This window comes from Xanthobacter versatilis (genome assembly GCF_043193975.1).
Lineage (GTDB): Bacteria > Pseudomonadota > Alphaproteobacteria > Rhizobiales > Xanthobacteraceae > Xanthobacter > Xanthobacter autotrophicus_E.
Window position 1 is genome coordinate 210,240 of sequence record NZ_JBAFVB010000007.1, and the last position, 24,850, is coordinate 235,089.

Annotated in this window: 22 protein-coding genes, 1 tRNA gene and 1 riboswitch; of the genes, 9 read left to right on the forward strand and 14 right to left on the reverse strand. The window is 70.0% G+C overall.

Annotated elements, in window-relative coordinates:
* Positions 1-70: 70 nt before the first annotated feature.
* The 4 genes from rlmN to V5F66_RS15365 all read right to left on the reverse strand — a co-directional run bounded on the left by rlmN (position 71) and on the right by V5F66_RS15365 (position 4,422).
* The gene (rlmN, locus tag V5F66_RS15350) at positions 71-1,315 is read right to left on the reverse strand and encodes a 23S rRNA (adenine(2503)-C(2))-methyltransferase RlmN (protein ID WP_393999667.1); all 1,245 of its coding nucleotides are present in this window, start codon (positions 1,313-1,315) and stop codon (positions 71-73) included.
* Between the two features lie 114 nt (positions 1,316-1,429).
* Complete coding sequence (locus tag V5F66_RS15355) at positions 1,430-2,362, reverse strand: sugar kinase (RefSeq protein WP_394094177.1); 933 nt, start codon at positions 2,360-2,362, stop codon at positions 1,430-1,432.
* 140 nt (positions 2,363-2,502) lie between these two features.
* Positions 2,503-3,018, reverse strand: coding sequence for a lysozyme inhibitor LprI family protein (locus V5F66_RS15360; RefSeq protein WP_394094178.1), 516 nt, complete (start codon positions 3,016-3,018; stop codon positions 2,503-2,505).
* Between the two features lie 216 nt (positions 3,019-3,234).
* Positions 3,235-4,422, reverse strand: coding sequence for a pyridoxal phosphate-dependent aminotransferase (locus tag V5F66_RS15365; RefSeq protein ID WP_394094179.1), 1,188 nt, complete (start codon positions 4,420-4,422; stop codon positions 3,235-3,237).
* A 260-nt stretch (positions 4,423-4,682) separates the two neighbouring features.
* Between V5F66_RS15365 and V5F66_RS15370 the strand changes: the two genes are divergently transcribed.
* The gene (locus tag V5F66_RS15370; protein WP_394094180.1) at positions 4,683-7,283 is read left to right on the forward strand and encodes a CHASE domain-containing protein; all 2,601 of its coding nucleotides are present in this window, start codon (positions 4,683-4,685) and stop codon (positions 7,281-7,283) included.
* Positions 7,284-7,483: 200 nt separating this feature from the next.
* Here V5F66_RS15370 and V5F66_RS15375 read toward each other — a convergent pair.
* The 4 genes from V5F66_RS15375 to V5F66_RS15390 all read right to left on the reverse strand — a co-directional run bounded on the left by V5F66_RS15375 (position 7,484) and on the right by V5F66_RS15390 (position 10,271).
* A tRNA-Met gene (locus V5F66_RS15375) sits at positions 7,484-7,560 on the reverse strand.
* A 115-nt stretch (positions 7,561-7,675) separates the two neighbouring features.
* Positions 7,676-8,320, reverse strand: a complete 645-nt coding sequence (locus V5F66_RS15380) for a class I SAM-dependent methyltransferase (RefSeq protein WP_011996061.1) — start codon at positions 8,318-8,320, stop codon at positions 7,676-7,678.
* Between the two features lie 43 nt (positions 8,321-8,363).
* On the reverse strand, positions 8,364-9,533 hold the full coding sequence (gene mnmA, locus V5F66_RS15385; RefSeq protein ID WP_393999663.1) for a tRNA 2-thiouridine(34) synthase MnmA: 1,170 nt from the start codon (positions 9,531-9,533) through the stop codon (positions 8,364-8,366).
* Between the two features lie 201 nt (positions 9,534-9,734).
* Positions 9,735-10,271, reverse strand: coding sequence for an invasion associated locus B family protein (locus V5F66_RS15390; RefSeq protein ID WP_011996063.1), 537 nt, complete (start codon positions 10,269-10,271; stop codon positions 9,735-9,737).
* Positions 10,272-10,748: 477 nt separating this feature from the next.
* Here V5F66_RS15390 and V5F66_RS15395 point away from each other — a divergent pair, with 477 nt between their 5' ends.
* The gene (locus tag V5F66_RS15395) at positions 10,749-11,729 is read left to right on the forward strand and encodes an NADPH:quinone oxidoreductase family protein (protein ID WP_394094181.1); all 981 of its coding nucleotides are present in this window, start codon (positions 10,749-10,751) and stop codon (positions 11,727-11,729) included.
* Between the two features lie 34 nt (positions 11,730-11,763).
* Here the strand turns inward: V5F66_RS15395 and V5F66_RS15400 are convergent, their stop codons facing one another.
* The 4 genes from V5F66_RS15400 to V5F66_RS15415 all read right to left on the reverse strand — a co-directional run bounded on the left by V5F66_RS15400 (position 11,764) and on the right by V5F66_RS15415 (position 15,202).
* A complete protein-coding gene (locus tag V5F66_RS15400) occupies positions 11,764-12,159 on the reverse strand; it encodes a YkvA family protein (protein ID WP_394052684.1) in 396 nt (131 codons plus the stop codon).
* A 45-nt stretch (positions 12,160-12,204) separates the two neighbouring features.
* Positions 12,205-12,735, reverse strand: coding sequence for an RNA 2',3'-cyclic phosphodiesterase (gene thpR, locus V5F66_RS15405; RefSeq protein ID WP_011996066.1), 531 nt, complete (start codon positions 12,733-12,735; stop codon positions 12,205-12,207).
* Between the two features lie 209 nt (positions 12,736-12,944).
* On the reverse strand, positions 12,945-14,438 hold the full coding sequence (locus V5F66_RS15410; protein WP_394094182.1) for a DUF3300 domain-containing protein: 1,494 nt from the start codon (positions 14,436-14,438) through the stop codon (positions 12,945-12,947).
* 152 nt (positions 14,439-14,590) lie between these two features.
* Positions 14,591-15,202 carry a GyrI-like domain-containing protein gene (locus V5F66_RS15415; RefSeq protein WP_394008400.1) on the reverse strand — a complete coding sequence of 204 codons (612 nt, stop codon included), beginning with the start codon at positions 15,200-15,202 and terminating at the stop codon, positions 14,591-14,593.
* A 338-nt stretch (positions 15,203-15,540) separates the two neighbouring features.
* Between V5F66_RS15415 and dapF the strand changes: the two genes are divergently transcribed.
* From dapF to V5F66_RS15435, 4 genes are all read left to right on the forward strand, one after another.
* Positions 15,541-16,398 carry a diaminopimelate epimerase gene (gene dapF, locus V5F66_RS15420; RefSeq protein ID WP_394052680.1) on the forward strand — a complete coding sequence of 286 codons (858 nt, stop codon included), beginning with the start codon at positions 15,541-15,543 and terminating at the stop codon, positions 16,396-16,398.
* Positions 16,398-17,711 (forward strand): tRNA (N(6)-L-threonylcarbamoyladenosine(37)-C(2))-methylthiotransferase MtaB, encoded by a 1,314-nt coding sequence (gene mtaB, locus V5F66_RS15425; protein WP_394052678.1) that lies wholly within the window; start codon positions 16,398-16,400, stop codon positions 17,709-17,711. Before dapF ends, mtaB begins: the two co-directional genes overlap by 1 nt.
* A gap of 26 nt (positions 17,712-17,737) precedes the next feature.
* Positions 17,738-19,327, forward strand: a complete 1,590-nt coding sequence (ftsY, locus tag V5F66_RS15430) for a signal recognition particle-docking protein FtsY (protein WP_394094183.1) — start codon at positions 17,738-17,740, stop codon at positions 19,325-19,327.
* Between the two features lie 107 nt (positions 19,328-19,434).
* Positions 19,435-20,817 carry an aminotransferase-like domain-containing protein gene (locus tag V5F66_RS15435; RefSeq protein WP_394094184.1) on the forward strand — a complete coding sequence of 461 codons (1,383 nt, stop codon included), beginning with the start codon at positions 19,435-19,437 and terminating at the stop codon, positions 20,815-20,817.
* A gap of 10 nt (positions 20,818-20,827) precedes the next feature.
* Here V5F66_RS15435 and V5F66_RS15440 read toward each other — a convergent pair whose 3' ends face one another.
* Positions 20,828-21,238 (reverse strand): DUF983 domain-containing protein, encoded by a 411-nt coding sequence (locus V5F66_RS15440; RefSeq protein ID WP_394008410.1) that lies wholly within the window; start codon positions 21,236-21,238, stop codon positions 20,828-20,830.
* Between the two features lie 164 nt (positions 21,239-21,402).
* Complete coding sequence (locus V5F66_RS15445) at positions 21,403-21,567, reverse strand: hypothetical protein (protein ID WP_394008412.1); 165 nt, start codon at positions 21,565-21,567, stop codon at positions 21,403-21,405.
* A gap of 167 nt (positions 21,568-21,734) precedes the next feature.
* Between V5F66_RS15445 and V5F66_RS15450 the strand changes: the two genes are divergently transcribed.
* The 3 genes from V5F66_RS15450 (at position 21,735) to V5F66_RS15460 (ending at position 24,516) form a co-directional block, all read left to right on the forward strand.
* Entirely contained in the window at positions 21,735-22,130 is a 396-nt protein-coding gene (locus V5F66_RS15450) for a DUF2946 family protein (RefSeq protein ID WP_394094185.1), read from the forward strand.
* An 88-nt stretch (positions 22,131-22,218) separates the two neighbouring features.
* Positions 22,219-22,776: a copper chaperone PCu(A)C gene (locus tag V5F66_RS15455; protein WP_011996076.1), complete on the forward strand. Its 558-nt coding sequence runs from the start codon at positions 22,219-22,221 to the stop codon at positions 22,774-22,776.
* Positions 22,777-22,824: 48 nt separating this feature from the next.
* Positions 22,825-24,516, forward strand: a complete 1,692-nt coding sequence (locus V5F66_RS15460) for a copper resistance CopC/CopD family protein (protein WP_394094186.1) — start codon at positions 22,825-22,827, stop codon at positions 24,514-24,516.
* 72 nt (positions 24,517-24,588) lie between these two features.
* A riboswitch (cobalamin riboswitch) is annotated at positions 24,589-24,817 on the forward strand.
* Positions 24,818-24,850 lie beyond the last annotated feature (33 nt).

Sequence of the window (24,850 nt, forward strand, 5' to 3'; positions counted from 1 at the left end):
TCCTCAGCCTGTTTGCCCCGCCGGCGTGCGAGCCTATCAGCGTCGCACGACAGGGTCCCGACGGGCCGGCCTACTCGTCCTGCGCCATCATGGCGCGCAGGGCGAGGCGCTCGCGGGCGGAGAGCTTCTCGCTCTCGCTCTTCAATTGCCCGCAGGCGGCGAGGATGTCGCGGCCGCGCGGCGTGCGCACCGGGCTCGCATAGCCGGCGCGGAACACGATGTCCGAGAAGCGCTCGATGGTCTCCCAGTCGGAGCATTCGTACTGCGTGCCCGGCCAGGGGTTGAAGGGGATCAGGTTGATCTTGGCCGGCACCCCTTCCAGCAGCTTCACCAGCGCCCTGGCGTCGGCGGGGCTGTCGTTCACGCCCTTCAGCATCACGTATTCGAAGGTGATGCGCTTGGCGTTGGAGGCGGCGGGATAGGTGCGGCACGCCTCCATCAGTTCGGCGATGGGGTACTTCTTGTTGATGGGCACCAGTTCGTCGCGCAGTTTGTCCCGCACCGCATGGAGCGAGATGGCGAGCATGGGGCCGACTTCGGCGCCCAGCCGCTCGATCTCCGGCACCACGCCGGAGGTGGAGACAGTGATCCGCCGCTTGCCGAGGCCGAGGCCATCGCCGTCCGAGAGGGTCTCGATGGCTTCCTTGACGCTGTCATAGGCATAGAGCGGCTCGCCCATGCCCATGAAGACGATGTTGGTGACAAGCCGGTCGCCCTCGGTGGGCAGGCCGGGACCTGTCGCGCGCTCGCGGCCGGGATAGTCGCCGAGGCGGTCGCGGGCCACCATCACCTGGGCCACGATCTCGGCGGCGGTGAGGTTGCGGACCAGTCGCTGGGTGCCGGTGTGGCAGAACGAGCAGTTGAGCGTGCAGCCCACCTGGCTGGAGACGCACAGCGTGCCCCGGTCGCTCTCGGGGATATAGACGGTCTCGATGTCGTGGGGCCGCTCGCCGGGATGGTCGGCCGGGAAGCGCAGCAGCCACTTGCGGGTGCCGTCCTGGGACACCTGCTCCATCACGATCTCAGGCCGCGCCAGCGAATAGGCGGCGGCAAGGTCGGCGCGCAGGTGCTTGGAGACGTTGGTCATCTCCGCGAAATCGGTGGCGCCGCGCAGGTAGATCCAGTGCCAGAGCTGGTTCACCCGCATGCGCCGGTCGGAGCCGCGCACGCCGATGGCGTCGAGCGCCGCGCCCAGCTTGTCCCGGTCGAGGCCGATGAGGGACGGCAGGGGAGCGGGGGCGTCCGCGCCAAGGGACGGGGCGGGCGCAGCTTCGGGCGCGGTGGCTTCGGTCGCGGTTTCGGGTGTGGACATCATGGCGTCACACATAATGCCTTCGGCCCGCGCTTTCCACTTGGAGTTCCATCTGGAGATTGCAGGGCTGGTCAAGGATTCGAGCGGGGAGCCTGCTGTCCGGCGGGGGGCAGGGCCTCAATGGGCCCGCACGCCCTCCTGCGCGGTGCGGGGAATGATGGCGCCCCGGTGCATGATCACCTCCGCTGCGAGACGATGGCCGGCGCGGGCGGCGTCCTCTGGCCCGGCGCCCTGAAGCCGGGCGGCGAGATAGCCGGCGTTGAAGCTGTCGCCGGCGCCGGTGGTGTCGAGGGGCGAGACCGCGCGCTCCACCGGCACCTCCACCGTGCGCCCGTTCGCATGAACGAGGGCGCCGGCCGCGCCGTTCTTCACCACCACCTCGGTCAGGCCGAAGGTGGTCATGCGCTCGATGGTGGCGGCGGGCGAGGCATCGCCCCACAGGGCCACCTCGTCCTCGAAGGTGGGCAGCGCCATGGAGGCGCGCTTCAGCGCCTCGGCGAACACGGTGCGCGCCCGGTTGAGGTCGCCGCCCCAGTTGCGCGGGCGGAAATTGCCGTCGAACACGGTGGGCGTCCGCTCCTGCCCGCTCGTTCCCGCCATCTCCAGTGCCGCGAGGAAACGGCCGAGGCCCTGGTTGGAATAGAGCGACAGGGTGATGCCGGAGAAATAGACGGCGCGCGCCTCCACCAGCGCTGCCGCCACCTCCTGCCAGCCTTCGGCCTCGAAAAGGGTACGGGCGGGGGAGGTGTCGCGCCAGTAGTTGAAGCTGCGCTCGCCGCTCGCATCGGTGCTGATGAGATAGAGGCCCGGCGCCCGGCCCTTGAGGCGCGGCACGAGGCTCATGTCCACCCCCTCCGCGCTACCGAGGGCGAGGATGTCGTCGGAGAAGGCGTCGTCGCCCAGCGCGGTGGCATAGGCCACGTCAATGCCGGCCCGGGCGAGGTAGACCGCCGTGTTGAACGTGTCGCCGCCATAGGCGAGGCCGAACCGGCCGTCCGAACCGCGGGCCAGTTCCACCATGACCTCACCCACGCACACCACCTTGGACACGAGCGCCTCCGCTTCCTCTCCCGCCTGTTGGCGCGACCGTAGCAACACCTGAGCGGCGATCAATCGGTTTTTATTGTATTTTCAGACCGGATGGCGGCCCTTCTGCCGGTCCCTTCGGGTGCGGAAAGCGCGATGACGCCTCAGTCGGCGGCGGGGGGAACCGGGTGGGTCCAGGTCCCCGGGCGATCCTCCGGTCCGCCGGGGCGGGCGGGACCGGGCGCCGCTGGCGCGGACGCCACGTAGCGGGCGCGCAGCTCGCCGGCGCGGCGGGTGTTGGCCTCGATGAGGCACAGGGCACGCTGCTCGAAATTGCCGATGCCGCGCGGCCCTTCGAACGGGGCGACGCTCTGGCAGTCGAAGTTGCGGTAGAGCAGGAAGCGGGACTGGGCTTCGTCCAGCATGGTCTTCCACCGCGCCCGCTGGACGCCCTGCAGATCGGTCCGCCCCTCGATGACGGCGAAGGCGTTGGACAGCTCCACTTCCAACGCCTGCTCCGAGGTGCGGGTGGCCTCGAACAGGCAGCGATTATATTGCCCGCCGGAAATCCTGTCCTTGGGGCAGGCCGGGGTTCCCGCCCAACGCTCGGGGCCGGTCGGGGTCCCGCGCCGGACCGGGTCGGCAGCACGCACCGGATCCGCTGCCGCCTTGGGCGCCACCGGGACTTCATGCGCGGCGTCGTCCGCCTCAGGCCCTGACTCAGAGGTCGGGAGCGGGGCCTCGGCCGGCGCGTCAAGCGGCGCCGGCTGCGACAGTCCGGGCGGGACGGGGGGATCCGGCGGTGGGGCGATGGCGAGCATGATCAGCGGACTCACCGCGAGCGCGAGGACGGCCAAGCCAAGCCATCGCCCCCGCGCGGTGCGCGCCGCCACGCCTCAGGCCACCTTGCGGTTGGCGGCGAGGAAGTCGCCCATGCGCGCCAGCGCCGCCGCGATATTCTCCCGCGAGGTGGCGTAGGACAGCCGGAGATAGCCTTCGCCATAAACGCCGAAATCCGGCCCGCCGATGACCGCGACGCCCGCCTCCTCCAGAAGGGCGGAGGCAAGCTTCTTGGCCTCGCTCCAGCCGGTGCCGGAGACGTTGGGGAAGGCGTAGAAGGCGCCCTTCGGGGTGGCGCAGCGCACGCCGGGCAGGGCGTTCAGCCCGTCCACCACGATGCGGCGGCGGGCGTCGAACTCGGCGGTCATCGCGTCCACCGCATCCTGCGGGCCTTCCAGGGCAGCGATGCCGGCATATTGGGTGGCAGCGTTCACGCAGCTCCAGCAATTCACCGCCAGCTTGCGCACCTTGTCGTAGAGGTCCTTCGGCCAGATGGAATAGCCCAGGCGCCAGCCGGTCATGGCATAGGTCTTGGACCAGCCGTTGAGCAGGATCAGCCGGTCACGGATCTGCGGATAGGCCAGGAGGGTGCGGTGTTCCTCGCCGTCGAACAGGAAGCGGTCGTAGATCTCATCCGACATCAGCGCCACATGGGGGTGGGCGGCGAGGCCCTCCACCAGCTTGTCGATCTCGGCTGCCGGCGTGACGCCCCCGGTGGGATTGGCCGGCGAGTTGATGATGAGAAGGCGCGTCTTCGGCGTGATCAGCGCCAGCGTCTCCTCCGCCGAGAAGGCGAAGCCGTTCTCCTCGCGGATCGGCACCGGGACAGGGGTGGCGCCGGTGTGCTCGATCATGGAGCGGTAGATGGGGAAGCCGGGGTCCGGATAGAGGATCTCCGCCCCCGGCTCGCCGAACAGGCGGATGGCCGCATACATGGTGACCTTGCCGCCGGGCATGATCATCACCAGGTCCGGGTCCACCTCCACGCCGTAGCGGCGGTTGAGGTCGGCGGCCACCGCCTCGCGCAGCGGCAGGATGCCCACCGAGGGGGTGTAGCCGTGCTGGCCGTCGCGCAGCGCTTTCACCGCGGCCTCGACGATATGGTCCGGGGTGCGGAAATCCGGCTGGCCGATGCCCAGGTTGAGGATGGACCGCCCTTGCCCGGCCAGTGCCGTGGCGCGCGCCAGCACGGCGAAGGCGTTCTCCTCGCCGATGCGGTCGAAGGGGGCGGTGGTGATCAGCATGGCGGGGCTCCTTGGGATAACCGCCCCACGTCCGGCGTCTTGAGCGCCGCTCGGCGGGGGAGGCACTGGATAGCAAAGATGGGAGGGGGAGGGGAGTGGCATAACCGGCCCGGCCCCGGCGCCCCGGCTCCCGCTCTGCGGGCATTCCGGCCTCATGCTGCGGTGCGATAGCGGTAATTGTGCACGGTGCGGCCTTCTGGTTTATATGCAGGCTTCCGTTTGCGCCGCAGCCGCGCCATTCCGGGGGATAAGCGGGCGCCATGGGACCTCTGGACCGGAAGCTGCTGAACTGGCGGGCGGGCGCGGTGGCGGCCGCCATCTTCGCAGCGGGCCTTGCGGCGACGTGGGCGGCCGGGGCGCTGGCGCGGCACATCATCTTCTCGAACACCCAGAGCCGGTTTTCCGCCGATACCGCCGAGATGGCCGCCGCAGTGGGCGAGCGGGTGCGCGCCCATGCCGAAGTGCTGGTGAGCATGCAGGGGCTCTATGCCTCGGTGGGGCGCATCGATCGCGCCCAGTTCCAGCGCTACGTGGACGTGCTAGATCTGGTACGGCGCTATCCGGGCTTCGAGGCGCTCCAGGTGCTGCGCCATGTGACCCCGGACGGCCTCGACGCCTTCCTCGCAGAGGTGCGCGCCGATACCAGCGTCGATCCGCGCGGCCAGCCCAATTTCACCGTCCATCCGGCCGGGCCGCGCCCGGTCTACAACGTAATCCAGTTCGTGGAGCCCATGCGGGGCAACGAGCGGGTGTTGGGCTTCGACGTGGGCTCGAACCCGGCGCAGCTCGACAGCCTGGTGCGCGGCGGCGACACAGGGCGCATCGTCGCCACGCCCCCGGTCAAGCTGATCCAGGATGAAAGTGGCGGGCTCGGCTTCATCCTGCGCGCGCCGCTCTACAAGGCGGGGGAGCTGACCGCCACCGTGGAGCAGCGCCGCGCTGCCCTGCTGGGCTTTGCCGCCGCCGTCTATCGCGCCAACGACCTCATGCGAGGCGTGCTCGACGCCCGCACCCTCCAGCAGATGAACGTGCGGCTGCTCGATCGCGGCTATGCCCGGGTGTCAGCGGAGGGGGCGGTCACCGCCGTGCCGGCGGACCCGGCGGCCGCCGCCGTGCTGCTGTTCGACAGCCGCGAGCCGAACCTCCAGGTGGTGACGCCGGTGGCGGAGGTGCCCATCGGCATCGCCGCCGAGCGATCTCTGGTGGTGGGCGACCGGCTGTGGCTGCTCCATTTCGCCGCGCGGGCGGGGTCGAGCTACGAGGCCGACCAGACCATTCCCGCCGTGGTGCTGGCCAGCGGCTCGGTCATCAGCCTGCTGCTGGCGGGCATGGCCTTGTCGCTGATGCGCGCGGGCCGGCTGTCCCGCAGCCTCGGCACGCTCGATGCCGAGCAGCGGGCGCTGGTGGAAAATCCACTGGCCGGCATCCTGTTCACCCACGGGCGCGCGGTGTTGCGCGGCAATCACCGCATGGGGGAGCTGTGCGGCCGCCCACCGGAGGCCCTGGCCGGCCTCGACCTCGCCGATCTCGCGGCGCGGCCGGAGGATGTTGCCGCCTTCGAGGCGGCGCTGGCCGCCATCGCCGCCGGCGGAACCGCGGCGCTCGAGCTGCACCTCGATTGTCCCGATCGCCCGCCCGTGGTGGTGGATGCCTTCGGGCGTCCCCTGTTCCTCCAGGGGCGACGGGGCGACGGGAACGTGCTGTGGGTGATGCAGGACAAGACCGACGCGCTCGCCGTTGAGGTCGAACGGCGCAGCCACGAGCGCGCGCTGCGCGAGGCCAATGCCGATCTCACCCGGCTGGTCGATGCCGCCGAGGCCCGCACCCGCGAGATCACCCTTCTCGCTGAGCTGAGCTCCCTCCTGCAATCCTGCCAGTCCACGGACGAGGTCTTCGCCTCGGTCCAGGCCTATGCGTCGCGGCTGTTTCCGGGCGAGGCGGGCGCCCTCTACGTGCTCAATCGCAAGCGGGCGCAGGTGGTGCGCGGCGGCCGCTGGGGCGCGCCGAAGGCCGATGTGGCCTCCTTCACCCCGGACGCCTGCTGGGCGCTGCGCCGAGGGCAGGCCTTCCCGGTCTCCGAGGCGAGCCGGGGTCTCGTCTGCGATCATGTGGCGGGCGCCGTCGGCGATGCCGGCGTGCCTGACCATGTGTGCCAGCCGCTGATCGCGCGCAACCGCCTGCTGGGCTTGTTCTATCGCGAGCCGGCGGTGGAGGGGGCCAGCGCCTCGGCCCTCCAGCTTGCCACCATGCTGGCCGAGCAGGTGTCCCTCGCCCTCGCCAATATCGACCTGCGCGAGCAATTGCGCGGTCAGGCCCTGCGCGACCCCCTCACCGGCCTCGGCAACCGGCGCTTTGTGGAAGATGCGCTGGCGCTCCAGATCGCCGGTGTCACGGGGGATGGGCGGTCGCTGTCGGTGGCGCTCCTCGACCTCGACCATTTCAAGCAGGTCAACGACACCCACAGCCACGAGGCGGGGGACGCAGTGTTGCGCGCCATCGGCGACGTGTTGCGTGCCAATATCCGCAAGGGCGACATCATCGCCCGCTACGGCGGCGAGGAGTTCCTGCTGCTGCTGCCCAATACCGCGCCGGACGGGGCGCTGGCGGTGGCGAACCACCTGCTCCAGGCGATCCGCAGCCTGCGGGTGCTGTGGTCGGGCGGGGTGCTGGAAGGCATCACCGCGTCCATCGGCGTGGCGACTTTCCCCGATCACGTCAGCCGGCCGGACGACCTGATCGTCGCCGCCGACGCAGCCCTCTACCGCGCCAAGGCGCTGGGGCGCGACCAGGTGGTGGGGAGCCCCGCCGCGCCCGATGCGGCGGGGCGGCCGGACCTGTCGCCCCTGCATTCGGCGGAGTGAGGAATCCCGTCACGGGTAAAGGCGTTGACCCCTGCGCATCGCATGCGCGCCGGATCGGGCCTTGAAACGTGTGGCGCCCGCGCAACTGCCGTCTTCGCTGCCGTCGCACCCGGCCGCTTCAGGCACGGGGGCGCCTCAGGCACGCGGGCGCTCGCACGAGCGCAGGTCTAGGCGGATCGTGAGGGGAAAATAGAGGTATGTGGTAGCAGCGGGCGGATTTGAACCGCCGACCTCCGGGTTATGAATCCGGCGCTCTCACCAACTGAGCTACGCTGCCACGCGGAGAGACGCGCATATAGGGGCGGCGCGGCGCGGGTGTCAAGAAAGCCGAGGGCGCGGAACGATGCTCCGCACCCGATTTCCACCGCTCGCCCGCGCGCGACGGGGCTCTATCAGCGCGCCCGCTTCTTGATGCGCACCAGCTTGAAGAAGCCTACCGGGAACACCGGCGAAATCTCGATCACTTCCATGTCGGGATAGCGCGCCGCCCAGTTGCGCAAACGGCTCGCCTTGAAGGCGATGCTCCAGCCCACCTTCTTCACCAGCGGGGCCAGCGCCGCCTCGATATGCATGGTGGCGCCCTCGTCCGCCCCGAGCTTGGAGGCGATCACGATCTCGCCGCCGGGTTTCAGTACCCGGTACATCTCGTCGAGGGCGCCTTCCGGGTCCGGAACCAGGGTGATGACGAAGGGCACGGTGACGGCGTTGAAGCTCTCGTCGGCAAAGCCCAGGTTGCAGGCGTCCATGGCGGCCAGCAGGCCGACCTGCGACAGGGACCGCTCCACCTTCTTGTCCACCGCCTTCTGCAGCATGTGGAACGACAGGTCGATGCCGGTCACCTGCGTGCCCTTTGGGTAATAGGGCAGCACCAGCCCGGTGCCCACGCCCACCTCAAGGATGCGGGGGCCGCAGGCGGCGGCGGCGGTGGCGGCCTTGCGCTGGGCGTCCGCCAGCAGCTTCACATAGACCTTGTCATAGATGGGCGCCCACTTGGCGTAGGCGCGCTTCTGTCCCTCAAGATCGTACTGAACCGCCATTCTCAGTCTCTCCCGGCCTCAAGACCGCCTTTCGGCGCTTGCCTCAGGCCACTTCGGCGACGCTCTTCGCCACCCGTTCCGCCCGCATGATGGTGCCGCCGCCCAGAAGGCGCGCAGCGGCGCCGGCGTCATCGTAGAGCACGCAGGCCTGCCCTGGCGCAACGCCCTCTTCGCCTACCGCCAGATGCACTGCCGGCGTGCCGTCCGCCGCGCGTGCAAGATGCGCCGGCACCGGCGGACGGGTGGAGCGCACCTTCACATACACGTCCGCCTGCCGCGCCAGCGCATCAGTGAAGGGGATGTCGCCCAGCCAGTTCACGTCGTCGATGGTGATGGCGCTCACGCTGAGCGCCGCGCGCGGGCCGACCCGCACCTGCTGCCGCGCCGCATCGATGGCGATGACATAGAGCGGCTCCGGCGTGGCGATGCCGAGGCCCTTCCTTTGACCGATGGTGTAGTGCATGACGCCGCGATGGCGGCCGAGCACGCGGCCGTCCAGATGCACGATGTCGCCCGGCTCGGCGGCCTCGGGCCGCAGGCGCTGCACCACCTGGGCGTAGTCGCCGCCGGGCACGAAGCAGATGTCCTGGCTGTCGGGCTTGTCCGCCACCGGCAGGCCGAACTCGGCCGCCAGCGCCCGCACGTCCGCCTTCCGCATCTCGCCCAGGGGAAAACGCAGGCGCTCCAATTGGGCGGCGGTGGTGGCATAGAGGAAATAGGACTGGTCGCGCGCCTCTTCCGCTGCGCGGTAGAGGCCGCGCCGGCCGTCCGGCAGCGCGCGGCTGGCCACATAATGGCCGGTGGCGAGATAGCGCGCGCCCAGCTCCTCGGCCGTGGCGAGGAGGTCGCGGAACTTCACCGTGCGGTTGCAGTCCACGCACGGGATGGGGGTGACGCCCGAGGCGTAGCTGGCGGCGAAGCGGTCGATCACCTCTTCCTTGAAGCGGCTTTCGTAGTCCAGCACGTAGTGGGGAATGCCCAGCGTGCGGGCGACCTCGCTGGCGTCGTAGATGTCCTGCCCCGCGCAGCAGGCGCCGCGCCGGTGGGCGGCCTCGCCATGGTCGTAGAGCTGGAGGGTGACGCCCACCACGTCATAGCCGGCGCGGGCATAGAGGCCGGCGACCACGGACGAATCCACCCCGCCCGACATGGCCACCACCACGCGGGTGGAGGCGGGGTCGCCGTCGGTGTCGAGAAGGGGAAGGTCGGTCATGGTCGTGTGATGCTCGCCCGGCTGCGGCTGCCGCAGGTTAGGCTGCGCGGGATGAAGGTGCAAATGGCTTGCATCCTTCAGGCCACGGGAGCAAGGCGAAATCGGGGCCGGGCGCGGTTCGATCGCGTCCGGCCCCGTCATATGTGCTGCCGTGACACCCTTGCACCGGCGTTACTTGTCGCAGCGTCACTTATCCCTGCGTCACTTGCACTCCTGCGCGGCCCGGTCGAGGGCCTGGCCGAGGCCGGTCATGGAATATTTGTCCGTGGTGGGGTTGCCGCGCAGGGACGTGGACACGACGGTCAGGTCCTTGCCGCGGCGCATAGCGTCCACGAGCTTGGCCTCGTCGGCCACGTTGCGCACCCAGGCGCCCTCGTTCTTCGTGTAGAGCTGGAGCTTCATGGCGCCGATGGTCAGCGTCGCGTCCGAGCCTTCCTTCAGCGGGAAGCCCATGGTGACGGTCACCTCGTTCTTCACGTTCTCGCTCGGGCGGGTGGACACGAAGAAGAAGGCCGGGTCGCGCTTCAGGCCTTCCGGCGCGCGGGTCTTGGGCTGGGAGATGGCGTAGCACACCTTCGGGCTGACGGTGGAGACGTAGACGCTCCAATCCCCGAACTGCGCCACGGACTTGGACTGGGGCTGCCCCTGCGCAGCGGCGGGTGCCGCAAGCGCGCAGGCGAGGAACACGCCCAGGAGAGTCGGATGGACAGGAGTCGGATGGACACGAGGAAGCGTCATGGCTTCTCCTATTTCACCAAGGCCCTTCAGGCGAGCCGGACGAGAGCGCGATCCGGCGAGATCGAAACGGTTCCATCTCATCGGCAAATCGCCCTCTCACTCTGTGAAGAGAGACGGATGGCGTGTTCAGGCGAAAGCGCAAGGCGTTTCCGTCCAGACACATCCGGCTCCCGAGGCGTGGCCGCTATCGGGTAGCGGCGCAGGCGGTCAAAAACGTGGCGGTCGAAAAATGGCAGCTACGTCTTGCGTTTTCATAAACCAGAGGCTCCGCTCCGCCTGAGGCGACCGTTCTGCCGCGCGATGATTCGAAGCGGCATGCGGCTTTGCGCCGAAAGCCCGCCGGCAATCCCGCAGCGGGGGCCGTGCTGGAAGACATGGGTATGCCGCTGGGGAATGGATATGTATCCGGAGCTTTTGCGCCTCGGGGTTAAATTTTGGTAACCCGTCGCCCGATCCACCGTGACAGAAGGTGAGCCCATGAAAGCGGTCGTCTGCGTGCGCCATGGTCCCCCCGACGCCCTCGAAATCCAGGATCTGCCTGATCCCGTGCCGGGGCCGGGGGAGGTGGTGGTCGAGGTCTCGGCGATCGGGCTCAATTTCTTCGACACGCTGATCATCCGCGATCTCTACCAGGTCAAGCCGGCCCTGCCGTTCTCGCCGGGCGCCGAGTTCGCCGGCCATGTGGCGGCGCTGGGCGCGGGCGTCACCGGCTTTGCCGTGGGCGAGCGGGTGTGCGGCTATGTCACCCACGGCGCCGCGCGCGAGAAGGTGGTGGTGGAGGCCCGCTTCCTGGCGCGGGTGCCGGACGACCTCGACCTGGTGAAGGCCGCCGGCCTCATCGTCACCTACGGCACCTCGCTCTATGCCCTGCGCGAGCGCGGCAACCTGAAGGCGGGCGAGAGCCTCGCCGTCCTCGGCGCCTCGGGCGGGGTCGGGCTGGCGGCGGTGGAGCTCGGGCGCATCATGGGCGCGCGCATCCTCGCCTGCGCCTCGTCCGCCGAGAAGGTGGCCTTCGCCAAGGCCCACGGGGCGGACGAGGGCTTCGACTATGCCCAGGGCGACCTCAAGGGCGCGCTCAAGGCGTTCGGCGGGCCCAAGGGTCTCGACATGGTCTATGATCCGGTGGGCGGCGACATGGCCGAGCAGGCGCTGCGGGCGCTCGGTTCCCTCGGCCGTTTCCTGGTGGTGGGGTTCGCCGCCGGCGAAATCCCGAAGATCCCGCTCAACCTGTTGCTGCTGAAGAATTGCGACGCGCGCGGCGTGGCCTTCGGCACGGTGGCGCGCAGTGATCCGGCGTGGCTTGCCGGCGTGGTGGCCGAACTGATGGAGCATGCGCGCACAGGCCGCATCTCCGCCCATGTGGACAAGACCTTCCCGCTGGAGCGCTGCGTCGATGCGCTGGCGGAGATCGCCGGGCGTCGCGTCAAGGGCAAGGTGGTGCTCACCACCGGCCGCTGACGGCTCGACGCCGGGATGCGGGCGCCGGGACGGTTCAGGCCGTCTCGTCTTTCAGGCGCCCCAGGGCGTCACGGGCGGCGGTATAGTGCTCGGGCGTCACATGGCCCGACAGCAGCTTCAGCGCGGCCATCAGCACCGCAGCATCGTCGGTGAAACCTATGATGGGGAATATGTCCGGCATCACGTCGAGCGGCAGGATGAAATAGGCCAGCGCCGCCATCAGCGTCGCGCGCACCCGGAGCGGCGTGTTGCGGTCGAAGGCGGCAAAATAGCTCGCGACGGCATCTTCCGCGAAGGGGATCCGGGCTGCGGTGGCCTTGATCTTGGCCCAGAAGCCGCGGCGCACGCGCTCTTCATCGCGCGCCGCCTTTTCCCGTTCATCGGGGGACAGGCCGTCGTCATCCAGAATGGTGCTGGTCATGTCCAACATTTGGGAAGGCTTCGCCCGCCCGCAAGGCCTCCAGGCGACCCTGCGTCAGAGCAGCGGGTAGGCTGCCTCCACCAGATAGGGGCCGCCGCCCACCGAATCGCGCGAGGAGAACAGCACGAAGCGCGGCACGTGGAACGTCGGGCTGCGATAGGGGCCGCGCATGGCGAGATAATCAGCCACCTGCCGCGAGGAGGCGTCCCGCAGCCGGGCCAGGGTGACGTGGGGCTTGAAATTGCGTTCCGCGCCGAGGCCGAGGCGCTGCATGATGCGCTCCTGCTCGGCCTGCAACTCCATGAGGGCGGCATTGGCCTTCACCGCCGCGAACACAGCGCGGGGCTTGTGGCCGCCGAACTGGTCGATGCCGTCCAGCGTCAGGTCGAAGGCGGGCCGGCGTACCTGGCCCAGCATCAGCATGATGTCGCGGGCGGTGGCGTCATCCACGTCGCCCACGAAGCGCAGGGTGACGTGGTAGTTCTCGGGATCGATCCAGCGGGCACCGGAAAGTCCGCCGCGCAGCAGCGACAGGCCCAGCCCGACCTCGGGGGGGATCTCGATGGCGGTGAACAGTCGCGGCATGGAACCCTCCGCGATCGGCCGGCCCGTGGCCACGGGTCGGCTCAGACAGCGCCGGCGCCGGGGCGGGACCGCCCGGTGGAGCGACGATGCCCCAAGTGAAGAAGATTCGCGCCGGGAAGAAAAGAGAGGCGGCCCCATGAGGCCGCCTCCGCTGTGTCGTGGGGTGCGCGATGCACCTGTTTTTTCCGCAGTCCCGAAGACTGCGCGCCTCAACGCCGCCGTTCGCCGCCACCGCCCTGAGGGCGAGGCCGATGCTGCTGCGGCGGCCGGGCGTTGTGCTGCGGCCTCGCATTATGCTGCGGCCGGGCATTGTGCTGGGGCCGGGCACGCTGCTGCGGGGGGCGGGCATTGTGCTGCGGCCGGGGCCGGGCATTGTGTTGCGGCCGGCTCTGCTGAGGACGGTTCTGTCCCGCGTTCGGCCTCTGGCTTGGCCGATGCGCGTTCGGCCGCTGCTGCGGGCGGTTCTGCCCCGCACCGGGACGATCGGGCCGGTTGGGACCTGCGCCGGGCCGGTCAGGACGAGCAGGCCGGTTGGGACCCGCACCGGGACGGTCGGGGCGATCAGGCCGGTTGGGACCTGCGCCGGGACGGTCAGGACGATCAGGGCGGTTGGGACCCGCGCCGGGCCGATCCGGGACGCCGGGCCGGTTGGGACCCGCGCCGGGTCGATCCGGAAAGCCGGGGCGGTTGGGGCCGCCGGGCCGACCGGGGCCGACCACCGGCCTGTCGGGCTGGCCGGGCTGCCAGCCCGGCGGACGGCCGGGACGCCACGGGCCCGGACCCCAGGCCGGCGGGCGTCCGCCACCACCCCAACCCGGCCCCCAATGCGGCGGCTGGTGCCAGCCGGGCGGGGTCACCCACACGGTGTTCCAGCCGCGGTTGTTCCAGCCCCAGCGATTGTTCCACGACGACCCCACCAGCACGCCGGTGCCGAACAGCAGGGCGCCGGTGGCGAAGGTGGTGAAGGCGGCCGAGCTGTCATAGACCGGCACGTAGATCCGCTCGGGATTGGCCGGCTGGATATAGATGGTGCGCTGGCCGCCGTCCTCGCGGGTGGTGACCACCTGCTGGGGCGTGGTCTTCAGGTTGCCGACGCTCTGCGCCTTGGCCCGCAGCATCTGGATGGTGTTGGACACGTCCTGGGGCTGGGTGGAGAAGGCAAGGCCGAGGGATTCGGTCCATTCCATATGGTCGTGGAGCTGGCGGATCACATCGGGGAAGCGGATCAGCGCCTTGACCGAGCTGTCCCAGTCCTTGGCATCGATGGCCGCGAAGTTGCGGGCCTGCACCCGGCGCGGATTGGCCTCGATCCAGTTGTAGGCGTCCACGATCTGCTCGGGGAACAGGGTGGCCGGGAACAGGATCGCCAGCAGCGGGTCGGGATAGAGCGCCACCGGGCCGAGAAGATATTCGAGGTCCGAGATCGAATAGATCGGCGCGGCATTGGCCGGCTGGGTCGGCGCGGTCGGAAGCGGCGCCTGTGCCGCGGCAGGTGGAGGCGGGGCGGCCTGCACCTCGGGCGCCGGCGGAGCCGGGGGCACCGGCTGGGACTGCGGCACGGGCTGGGTCTGCGGGTCAGCCGGCGGGGTCTGGGCCAGGACGGGATAGACCGCCGTCGACCAGCCGAACACGGCCGCCACGGCGACACGGGACCAGTTGCCGGCGCGGCCTTTCACGCACGTTCTGACGGATAATGGTGGCATTCACTACTCCTCACGCAGGGGTTCTGGCCCCTGCCGTTCTTGCCCTTGATGTGTTCCGAGTTGCAGGCAGCACACGCCGCGGCGCCCGCTCCATGCTCGGGTAGTAACGGACTTGGAGCGCGAAACGGTGGTCGGCTGCGATCAAACAAACGTTACGGAACTGGTACCAGAATATCGATTTCCAGGGCTTCGGGGGAGCCGCTGACGATGTCGGTCCGGTACTGCTCGATATACATGTCGGTCTGCTCGACGTTCTTCTCGTCGAGATAATTGGCGATTTGCTCGTAGGTATTGTCCATGTCGGCGAAGGAGCCGGTATGGGTGAATTTCAACACCTTGCCCGCGTGGGAGCCGCCGAGCTTCATGCCGTCGCCGGGCTTCTGGGTGGTGGTGCCGGAGAATGGCACCTGGATCTCATATTCGAAGCTCAGGTCGTCGCTCGAGGTGTAAACGACGAAGGTGTCGCCCGCGCGGGTGAGCCCGAGGCGCTTCAGCTCGGCGTCCGCCTGCTTCACGCTGGCCACCAGCTTCTCGAATGCCTCTTCCCAGGTGGCCGAGCCCGTGAGCGTCAGCACCGGCACCGGGGAAAGGGTGATCTCCTGCGGCGCGAAGCTGCGCCCGGCGGGTGCGACGGGAGTGGTCTCCACCTTCTTGGGGTCCACCACCGGCGGCGGCGTCAATGCCCCGCCCGCGCCGGGCTGGGCGGCGGGGGCCGCGCTCTGCGCCGCGGCGGGCAGGGGAGCCAGCGCCGGGAGGGCGCTCAAAACGGCGCTCAGGAGGGCGCCTGCCGCGGCCCTCCTCATCCTGTCGAGGCTGACCCAACGCAATCCGGCCATTGATCTTTCTCCCGCCCCGCCGAAGCAGTGGAGCACCGTTTCTAGCATGTTCTCGGGCGGCGGCGAGGCCGCACTTCGGCGGCTTTGCGGCGGCCCTGGGGCCTGCAACCGACGCTTCTGCAGCCGGGGCACGCGAGGGGTGGTGTCGCCAGCGGATCGGGGCCATATAGGACGGCAGTTTCAACCCGAGTGGGTCACCCGATACGATTGGCTAACCTTCTGTATCGAGTGACCCGCTCGATCCATGCTTTGTGGCTCGACCCGCCGTGAACCCGCTCGCTAACCGCCCCTTCGTCAAGATGAACGGCCTCGGCAACGAGATCCTCGTGCTGGACCTGCGCGCCGATCCCGTGGAGGTGCCCGCCGCCGCGGCGCGCGCGCTGGCACGTCCCTCTGTGCTGCCGTTCGACCAGGCGATGGTGCTTTATCCGCCTCGGCGGGAGGGCACGGCGGCCTTCGTGCGCATCCTGAATTCCGATGGGTCTTTTTCCGCCGCCTGTGGCAATGGCACCCGCTGCATCGCCGCGCTGGAGGCTGAGCGCACCGGCGCCCCCCATGCCCTGTTCGAGAGCGAGGCCGGCCTTCTGGACTGCCACGTGCGCCCGGACGGGCAGGTGGAGGTGGACATGGGCGCGCCGCGCTTCGACTGGCGCGACATCCCGCTGTCCCGTGACGTGGGGGAGACGGCGCAGGTGATCGTCCCGGGCTTCGAGGCGCTCGGGCCGGCGAGCCTTGTCAGCATGGGCAATCCCCACGCCGTGTTCTTCGTGCCCGACGCGAATTCGGTGGATGTGGAGAGGCTCGGCGCCGCGCTGGAGCATCATCCGCTGTTTCCTGAGCGCGCCAACATCTCCTTCGCCAGCCTCACCGCGCCTGACCGGATCCTGCTGCATGTGTGGGAGCGGGGTGCCGGACGGACCCGTGCCTGCGGCACCGCCGCCTGCGCCACCGGCGTTTCCGCCGCCCGCACCGGGCGGACCGGGCGTTCCGTGACCGTGACGCTGCCCGGCGGCGACCTTGAGATTTCCTGGCGCGAAGCCGACGGCCACGTGCTGATGACCGGCCCGGTGGAGCACGAATTCTCCGGCACTCTCTCCCCGGCCATGCTGGAGGAGGCCGCCTGATGGCGGCTTCTTCGGTTCCGGCCGCTTCCTCGGCGCCCGCAGCGCCGGGCACGGCCGTGCGTGTCGTCTCCTTCGGCTGCCGGCTCAATGCGCTGGAAGGCGACGGTATCGCCCGCGCAGCTACCGCCCAGGGGCTGGAGCGCACCCTCGTGGTCAACACCTGCGCCGTCACGGGTGAGGCGGTGCGGCAGGCGCGGCAGGCCATCCGCCGGGCGCGGCGGGAGGATCCCGACCTGCGCGTCATCGTCACCGGCTGCGCCGCCCAGACCGACCCGCAGGCCTTCGCCCGCATGGACGAGGTGGACCTCGTGCTGGGCAATGCCGACAAGACCCTTCCCGCCGCGTGGGCCACGACCCGTGCCGCCCTCGATTTCGGCATCGGCGCCGAGCAGAAGGTGCAGGTGCAGGATATCTCGGCGGTGCGCGCGGCCACCCCCCATCTCGCCGACCGGTTCGAGGGGCACACCCGCGCCTTCGTGGAGGTGCAGAACGGCTGCGACCACCGCTGCACCTTCTGCATCATCCCGTTCGGTCGTGGCCCCTCTCGTTCCGTGGCCATGGGCGCGGTGGTGGATCAGGTGCGGCGGCTGGTGGCGAACGGCCACCGCGAGGTGGTGCTCACCGGCGTCGACCTCACCGCCTACGGTGCCGACCTGCCCGGCGCGCCCACCCTGGGCCGGCTGGTGCGCGCGGTGCTCACCGGCGTGCCGGACCTTCCCCGCCTGCGCCTCTCCTCCATCGACGCGGTGGAGGCCGACGACGAGCTGATGCGGGCGCTGGCTGAGGAAGAGCGGCTGATGCCGCATCTCCACCTCTCGCTGCAGGCCGGCGACGACCTCATCCTGAAGCGCATGAAGCGCCGGCATTCCCGTGCGCAGGCGCTGGACTTCATCTCCGCCCTGCGCCGGGCGCGTCCGGATGTGGTGCTGGGCGCCGACATCATCGCCGGCTTTCCCACCGAGACCGACGAGCAGGCCCGCGCCACCCGCGCCTTCCTCGACGAGGCGGGCCTCGCCTTCGTCCATGTCTTCCCGTTCTCGGCGCGGCCCGGCACCGCCGCCGCCCGCATGCCGCAGCTTCCCGCCGGCGTGGTGGCGGAGCGCGCGCGCCGGCTGCGCGAGACCGCCGCCGACCTGCTGCGCCGCCATCTCGCAAGCGAGGTGGGCCGGCGCCGGCAGGTGCTGGTGGAGGCCGGCGGACGCGGCCATACCGAACATTTCACCCCGGTGCGCCTCGCCTGGCCGGCCGAGCGCGGCAGCCTCACGGCGCTGCGCATCGCCGGACATGACGGCGCGCGCCTCATCGCGGCGTGACCCCTCTTCAAGGAACGGCCTGAGCCATGAGCGACAACGACCAGAATTCCCCCGCCGACGCGCAGAAGAAGAAGCGCGGCCTGTGGGGCTGGCTGAAGTCCGGCTTCGAGGACCCGGTCCCGCGCTTCACCCATGAGACCCCGCAGGAGGCCGGCGCGCCGGCTGAAGAGGGGCGCGAGGCTGCACCCGTGCCGTCGGGCGATGCCGCGGCCGTGGCCGGCGAGGCTGCATCCACGACGCCTGTCCCCGCCGCCGAAGCCGGACCGGAAGCAGCACCTGCGCCGGTGGCCGAGGTGCCACCCCCGGTCCCTGTGGAGGTCCCCGTGGCGCCCGCAGGCGGCCCGGCTTTCGGTGCGCAGATCGAACAGCCGCCGGCCCCCACCATGGTGCCTGTCCCTCCGGCCGTGGCTGAATCGACGTCCGAAGCGGTTCTGGCTCCCATGGCCGAGCCGGAGCCCGAGGCGCCGGCCGCCGAAGCCCCGCCGGCCATCCCATCCGAGAGCGTGGCAGCCAGCGCGCCGGCCTTTGAGGCGCCACCCGAAGAAACGCCTGTTCTCGAAGCCCCCATTGTTGAGGCGGAGCCCGCGCCCGAGGTCCCGCCTCCCGCCGTCGAGCCTGCGCTGGTCGACGTGCCGCAGCAGCTTCCGGTGGAGCCCGAGCCTGTCGCCGACGGTCACGCCGCCGAGCCTCAGCCGGCGAAGAAAGGCTTCTGGAGCCGGCTTGCCTCGGGCCTCGCCCGCACCGCGTCCAGCCTCGGGCAGGGCATCACCGACCTCGTTTCCAAGCGCAAGCTTGATGCCGACACGCTGGAAGAGCTGGAGGACGTGCTCATCCGCGCCGATCTCGGCGTGGAGACCTCCATGCGCATCGTGGAGACGGTGGGCAAGGGCCGGCACGACAAGATGATCTCCCCCGAGGAGGTGAAGCGCCTTATTGCGGAGGAGGTGGAGCGCATCCTCATTCCGGTGGCGCAGCCGCTGGTGGTGGATACGGCGCACAAGCCCTTCGTGGTGCTGATGGTGGGGGTGAACGGTTCGGGCAAGACCACCACCATCGGCAAGCTCGCCGCCCAGTGGCGCACCGAAGGCAAAAAGGTGGTGCTCGCCGCCGGCGACACCTTCCGTGCCGCCGCCATCGAGCAACTGAAGGTTTGGGGCACCCGCACCGGCGCCACCGTCATCGCCCGCGAGCAGGGCTCCGATGCCGCCGGCGTCGCCCATGAGGCGGTGGTGGAGGCGCGCGCGACCGGGGCCGACATCCTTATGGTGGACACCGCCGGCCGCCTCCAGAACCGCACCGAGCTGATGGCGGAGCTGGAGAAGGTGGTGCGCGTCATCAAGAAGCTGGAGCCCTCGGCGCCCCACGCAGTGCTGCTGGTGCTCGACGCCACGGTGGGCCAGAACGCGCTGTCGCAGGTGGAAGCCTTCACCCGCATCGCCGGGGTGACGGGGCTGGTCATGACCAAGCTCGACGGCACGGCGCGGGGGGGCATCCTGGTGGCCATCGCCGCCAAGCACAAGCTGCCGGTGCACCTCATCGGCGTGGGCGAGGCGGCCGAGGACCTCCAGCCCTTCGCCGCCCGGGATTTTGCCCGCGCCATCGCCGGGTTGAACTGAGGGTGGCCGAGCCGGGAGCAGGCTGGGGCAGCCGCTATTGCCTCGCCCGGGATGGTGCGGCTATGTTTGCGTACAATATTTGAGATTGTATGGCTCGTGGGGCTGCCATGGCGAGGGGAGACAGCACGTCGTCATGGATCCGCCCGCTCGATCCGGCCGGCGGGCTGCGCTACCTGCAGATCGTGGATCTCGTCGCCGAGGCCGTCGCCGCCGGGCGGCTGCGTCCCGGTGACCGCTTGCCGCCGCAGCGCAAGCTGGCCGACCAGTTGGGCGTGGACCTGACCACCGTCACCCGCGCCTATGCCGAGGCGCGGCGCCGCAACCTGATCGACGCGGTGACCGGGCGCGGCTCCTTCGTCGCGGTGCGGCGCGAGCCAAGCGGGCCGCTGCTGGACCTCAGCATGAACATTCCGCCGGCGCCCAAGGGCATCCGGCTGGCGGACCTCATGCAGCGGGGGATCAGCTCGGTGCTGGCGCGCGCCGATTCCAATCTGCTCATGAGCTATCACGTGGGCGCGGGCTCCCTGGCGGACCGGATGGCCGCCGCCGCGTGGCTCGAACCGCTGCTGGGCGCGGTGGATCCGCAGCGGCTGGTGGTGGCCCCCGGCGCCCAGTCGGCGCTGTCCGCCCTTGTCGGGAGCCTGGTCGGGCGGGAGGGCGTCATCCTCGCCGAGCCGCTAGCCTATCCCGGCCTGCTGGCGGCGGCGCGACACTGGCAGGTGCGCCCCGTTGCCGTGCCCGCGGACGCGGACGGGCCGCTGCCGGAGGGTCTCGAACAGGCGGCGCGGAACCATGGGGCGCGGGTGTTCTGCCTCACCCCCACCATCCAGAATCCCACCGCCGTGACGCTTTCCCCGGCGCGGCGGTCTGCGCTTGCCCGCGTGGCGGCGGCGCTCGATCTCATCCTCATCGAGGACGACCCCTACGCCCTGCTGGCGCCCGACGCGCCGCCGCCCATCGCCACCCTGGCGCCCGAGCGCACCTATTATGTCTCCACCTTGTCGAAGGTGCTCACGCCCGGCCTGCGCACAGCCTTCGTGGTGGTGCCGGACGGCACCCCGCCGGATGGGTTGGTGAGCGCCCTGCGGGCCCATGTGCTGATGCCGGCGCCGCTCATGACGGCGCTGGCGACGGACTGGATCCGCAGCGGCGAGGCCGCTCAGTTGCTCAAGGGTGTGCGCGAGGAGGCCGCCGCCCGACAGGAGATGGCCCGGCACCTGTTTCCATCGGCCCGGTCGCACCGCAACGGGCTGCACCTGTGGCAACCCCTGCCGGCGCATTGGGACCGCTACCGCCTGGTGGAGACGGCGCGGCGCGAGGGGCTGGGGGTTACGGCATCGGACGCCTTCAGCGTCGAGCCTCGCCCGCCGGATGCGGTGCGCATCTCCATCGGCGGTGTTCCGGACCGGGCAAGGCTCAAGGCGGCGCTGGAGAAGCTCGCCGCCATCATGAGCACCCTGCACGCGCGCTATCAGGACGGGGTGGTCTGAGGCGCCGGGATCAGGGCAGCGGCCGGGGCGCGGCGACTTCGTCCTTGACGGTCACGCGCTGGCCTTCCTCCGCCTTGTAGAAGAATTGCGAGGCTACCAGCCACCCCTTCAGCGGGCGCAGGGGCGGGATGCAGCTCAGAAGGATGAGCGGCAGGGTGGTCACGAAATGCACCCACATGGGCGGCTCATAGGCCATCTCCAGCCACAAGCCGAAGATCACCGCCGGGATGCAGACGAACATCATCACGAAAAACGCCGGGCCGTCCGCCGGGTCGGCAAAGCCATAATCCAGCCCGCACGCCTCGCAGGAGGGGCGCAGGGTGAGGAAGCCGTTGAACAGATGCCCTTGGCCGCAGCGGGGGCAGCGGCCATGCAGGCCGGTCTGAAGCGGAGAGAGCGAGGGCCAGTGCTCGGCTGACATGACAAGGCTCGTTTCGTCCATGAGGTTGGACCGACGATACCGTGTCACGCATACAATAACAATATTGTATGCGTGCATATCTGGAATGCGTTCGGCTGCGCCTTCTCTCGATCGTTCGCGACGGTTGGTCCCGGACCCCGGTCCTCCGGGGTTCGCCTTCAGACTCAATGGCTCTTGTGGGGATGCCCGCTTTCGGAGGCGCCGATACTCTCCACCTGGAACTGGTTCCTGTGCGTCAGGTCGCCGGCCGTGACGGATGAGCCGCCGGGCATGGCGGGGGACCAGGTATGGTCGACCACGATGGGGCCGGCCTTGAACGCGGGCGCCATTGATCTAATCGACGCAATAAGGTTGTGTTTAATCGAGCCGATCCTCGCGGACCGCAGGCATCTTGTGTGGCCGCTGGACGCATCGCAAGATGCGCCCTGCGTCATCTACAAGTGCAGCATGGGCGGCAGCATGAAGCGCCGCGTTAATCGATAAAGGCCATGGCTTCGTGACCAACCCTCAACCTGCCTGGAGAGCCTGGACCGCAGTCGCTGCGGCCTATCTGCTCGTCCTGCAGGTGCTGGTCACGGGGATCGCGGGCGGTGTCCATGCGGCGTCGTTCGGCCTCGATCCTGTCGCCACGGCCATGTGCGGTCCGTCCGCCCACGGCGGAACGGCGCCGGCGGACGACGGCGCTCCCCCGTCCCACAATAGCCTGTCTTGCTGCGTGCTCGGCTGCTCCATGCTCGGCCCGGGCGCTGCCCCGCCGCCGGCCGAATGGAGCCTCGTTCGGCACCCGGTGATGGTGGTGGCCGACGCGGCCTACCCCTTGTCCCGTGAGGCCCGGCGCTCGGTGCGCGGGTCTTCGCCCGGTCTTCCCAGAGCTCCCCCCGGCACGGTCTGAACGCCCTGCGAAGGCAGGGTTTTCGTCTGTTACCCGTCGGTTTTCCGCTCCCGGTCCCGGGATGCGCCCTCGTCAATGGAGCTTTGCCATGTCCAGCCTCACGCGCCTTCTTAAGGGCAGCGCCGGTACCCGCGCACCCTATCGTCCCTTCGCGGAAGAAGTCCTTGCGGCCTTTGTCTTCGCCGCCTTCGTCCTGGTGCTTTCAGTCCAGACGCTGCTGGCGCACGAATTCAAGGCCGGCGCCATCGAGATCGACCACCCGTGGTCCCGGGCGACGCCGGGTGGCGCCACGGTGGGCGCCGGCTATCTGACCTTGAAGAACACCGGCTCCGCGCCGGATCGCCTGGTGTCGGCGGCCTCCGATGTGGCCGAGCGGGTCGAGATCCACGAGATGGCCGTGAAGGATGGGGTCATGACCATGCGCCCCCTGCCGGACGGCCTCGCCATCCCTGCCGGCGGCAGCGTGGTGCTGAAGCCCGGCTCCTACCACATCATGTTTTTCGGCTTGAAGCAGCCGTTGAAGCAGGGGGCGGTGGTGGACGGCACCCTGACCTTCGAGAAGGCCGGCACCGTCGCGGTGAAATTCAATGTGGACGCCATCGCCGCCGAGGGCAGCGGCCACGACCATTCGCATTCGGCCAAGTAGTTCATCCGCATGCGCCCCTCTTGCAGCGGGCGAGCGGGGCTGACGGGCGTGGTTGCCGCCATCGTGGCAGCCACGCGCTTCCTGCCGTTGACGTCCGGCACCCGCACCGTGGCCACCCCGGCCGCTTGCGGGAGGGCCGGCATCCCGGCGGGCGCGCGGGCAATCCTGCAGGCCGTGCTGGTCATGGCCGGCGCGCTGCTTTTTGCCGGCGACGCCCTGGCCCATGCCTCGCTGGTCCATGCCTCGCCTGCCGACGGCGCCATGGTGGCCAACGCGCCCCGGACATTCGCGCTCACCTTCAGCGAGCCCATCTCCCCGCTGGTGCTGCGGCTCGCCGGGCCGGATGGCACCGCCGTCACCCTCGACCGCTTCGTGCAACGCGGTGCGACGCTGGATGTGGAGGCGCCGGCGGGCCTGCCGAACGGAACGCACGTGCTCATATGGCGCGTGGTTTCGCAGGACGGTCATCCGATCGGCGGCGCGGTGGCCTTCTCCATCGGAGCGCCCAGCCCCGGCGTCTCCGCCGCCGCCGTTGAGGTCATCGACTGGCCGGTGCGCATCGCCGCCTGGGTCGCGAGGCTTGCCCTCTATGCCGGACTGTTCGTGGGCGTTGGCGGGGCCTTCTTCGCCAACTGGGTCGGCGGACGCTCCCGGTCAGCGACCCGCCTCGGCGCAGGCGTGATCCTGGCCGGTCTTGTGGCCGCGCCGCTGTCCGTCGGGCTGCTGGGGCTCGATGGCCTCGGCGCGACGCTGGGAAACCTGCCCGAGCCGGTGGTGTGGCGGACCGGCTTCTCAACCAGCTACGGTGTGAGCGCGCAGATCGCGGTGGCGGCTCTTGTCACGGGGCTGGGTGCTTTCGGGCTGAAGGGCATCGCGGGCAAGCTCCTGTCGCTGGCGGCACTGCTGCTGGCGGGATGCGCCCTCGCCGCCAGCGGCCATGCCAGCGCGGCGCACCCGCAAGAAGTGACCCGGCCGGCGGTGTTCCTGCACGCCGTGGGGATCGCGGTCTGGGCCGGCGGCCTCATTCCGCTGGGCAGGGCATTCGCGTCGCGATCGCCCGAGGCGGCAGCGGTCCTGCGTCGCTTCTCGGTGCTTGCGCCGTTTGCGGTGCTGTCCCTGGCTGCGGCGGGCCTGCTGCTGGCGGTCATCCAGTTGGGGAGCCTCACGGCGCTCTGGACGACCGACTATGGCGCGGTGCTGCTGGCGAAGGTGGCTCTGCTCATGCCGCTGTTTGCCCTGGCGGCCGTCAACCGTGTCAGGCTGACGGCGCCGGCGGAGCGGGGAGAGGCGACGGCGATCGCGCATCTGCGCCGCTCCATCTGCGCCGAGATTGTCCTCATGTTCGCGATTTTCGCGGTCGCGGCGGTGTGGCGCTTCACGCCGCCGCCCCGCGTGCTGGCTGCCATCGCAGCGGAGCCGGCCTCGCTGCATGTCCACACCGGCGCGGCCATGGCGGATCTGTCCATCGCACCGGGCCGCTCAGGTCCCGTCAGCGCGTCCATGGTCATCCTGACCGGGGAGTTCGGCCCGCTCGACGCCAAGGCGGTGACGCTGGTCCTCGACAATCCCGCGGCTGGAATCGGGCCGGTGCGGTGGCCGGCGACCAAGCCCGGAGATGGCACATGGCGCGTGAATGCGCTGGATCTTCCTCATCCGGGCCGCTGGTCCGTCCGCATCGAGATCGTCGGCCCGGCCGACGCCCTGAAGGAACTGGCGGGCGAGATCGAGATCCGCCCCTGATTTCGGCGGGGAGGGCGCCTGCGCAGCGGGCGCTTCTTGGCGATCAGGCTTGACAGGAACCGCCGATTGTCCGCTGCTGCAAAGGCACATGGTTTTCCATCGGCGCGCGGCGACGCGCTTCGATGGATCTGGGAACGGGGAAGGGCCTGACCGCCCGAAGCCCCGACCGCCCCCGCGACTGTGAGCGGCGAGTGGCCTTCCACGATGCCACTGGACCTGAGCCTTTCGAGGCCGGGTCTGGGAAGGCGGATGGTTGCGACGACCCGCAAGTCAGGAGACCGACCATGGGCATGTGTTCACCCTCACGCCGTCGGGTGAGACGGCAACGGAGCTT

Bases quoted from the DNA above. Each gene is read 5' to 3' on its own strand.
- V5F66_RS15370 (WP_394094180.1), top strand. From the start codon at position 4,683: ATGGGACCTCTGGACCGGAAGCTGCTGAACTGGCGGGCGGGCGCGGTG.
- V5F66_RS15455 (WP_011996076.1), top strand. From the start codon at position 22,219: ATGTCCAGCCTCACGCGCCTTCTTAAGGGCAGCGCCGGTACCCGCGCA.
- V5F66_RS15445 (WP_394008412.1), bottom strand. From the start codon at position 21,567: ATGGCGCCCGCGTTCAAGGCCGGCCCCATCGTGGTCGACCATACCTGG.
- mnmA (WP_393999663.1), bottom strand. From the start codon at position 9,533: ATGACCGACCTTCCCCTTCTCGACACCGACGGCGACCCCGCCTCCACC.
- ftsY (WP_394094183.1), top strand. From the start codon at position 17,738: ATGAGCGACAACGACCAGAATTCCCCCGCCGACGCGCAGAAGAAGAAG.
- V5F66_RS15440 (WP_394008410.1), bottom strand. From the start codon at position 21,238: ATGTCAGCCGAGCACTGGCCCTCGCTCTCTCCGCTTCAGACCGGCCTG.
- thpR (WP_011996066.1), bottom strand. From the start codon at position 12,735: ATGCCGCGACTGTTCACCGCCATCGAGATCCCCCCCGAGGTCGGGCTG.
- V5F66_RS15400 (WP_394052684.1), bottom strand. From the start codon at position 12,159: ATGTTGGACATGACCAGCACCATTCTGGATGACGACGGCCTGTCCCCC.
- V5F66_RS15380 (WP_011996061.1), bottom strand. From the start codon at position 8,320: ATGGCGGTTCAGTACGATCTTGAGGGACAGAAGCGCGCCTACGCCAAG.
- V5F66_RS15390 (WP_011996063.1), bottom strand. From the start codon at position 10,271: ATGACGCTTCCTCGTGTCCATCCGACTCCTGTCCATCCGACTCTCCTG.
- mtaB (WP_394052678.1), top strand. From the start codon at position 16,398: ATGGCGGCTTCTTCGGTTCCGGCCGCTTCCTCGGCGCCCGCAGCGCCG.
- V5F66_RS15365 (WP_394094179.1), bottom strand. From the start codon at position 4,422: ATGCTGATCACCACCGCCCCCTTCGACCGCATCGGCGAGGAGAACGCC.
- V5F66_RS15435 (WP_394094184.1), top strand. From the start codon at position 19,435: ATGGCGAGGGGAGACAGCACGTCGTCATGGATCCGCCCGCTCGATCCG.
- V5F66_RS15410 (WP_394094182.1), bottom strand. From the start codon at position 14,438: ATGCCACCATTATCCGTCAGAACGTGCGTGAAAGGCCGCGCCGGCAAC.
- V5F66_RS15395 (WP_394094181.1), top strand. From the start codon at position 10,749: ATGAAAGCGGTCGTCTGCGTGCGCCATGGTCCCCCCGACGCCCTCGAA.
- rlmN (WP_393999667.1), bottom strand. From the start codon at position 1,315: ATGATGTCCACACCCGAAACCGCGACCGAAGCCACCGCGCCCGAAGCT.